The following is a 574-nucleotide window of genomic DNA, read 5'->3' on the forward strand; positions in this document are numbered from 1 at the left end:
CCATATCCAAGCAAGTTATTTATCCGTCACAATTCTTCTAAAGTGTTGTAACTCCAGGGAATCTGCACCTGTCTCCTCGGATAATTTTTGATGACTAAATTATCGATACAGGAATGGCATCGCATCGGGGAGTGACTGCGGAATCGATTTCATGATCGCATCTTCTAATGGTTTGCCACGTTCGTCAAGGTATTTGTTAGCTAATTCCGACGTAATCTTGGCGTAAATTACAGTAGAAGTAATCGATACATGGCCTAAAAACGCCTTAATGACAATCAGTGATTCGCCTGCTTCAAGCATATGAACCGCGATTGAGTGTCGGAATGAATGCGGCGTATAGTCGTTCTGCCTAAAAAGATTCGGATAGAGTTCCTTTGCTTTAACTACATATTTTCGGACAACTTCCCCAACGCAAGAGATAGACATCCGCTCATTGGTCTGGCTTGAGAATAGGTGCCTGTCGTAAGTTGACTTGTTGTTTAAATCATATTTTCTTATCCGCAAATACTCGGTTATGATTGAGGTACAGCTTGCGGGGATAGTAACTACTCGTGATTTGTTCCCTTTTCCAGTC

General features: G+C 42.0%; 1 protein-coding gene. It reads right to left on the reverse strand.

The features are described 5' to 3' along the window. Positions 1-99: 99 nt before the first annotated feature. A partial coding sequence (locus tag ACFQ2I_RS19450; RefSeq protein WP_377567203.1) for a tyrosine-type recombinase/integrase occupies positions 100-574 on the reverse strand: 475 nt, incomplete at its 5' end.

This window comes from Paenibacillus chungangensis, assembly GCF_042675905.1.
Lineage (GTDB): Bacteria > Bacillota > Bacilli > Paenibacillales > Paenibacillaceae > Pristimantibacillus > Pristimantibacillus chungangensis.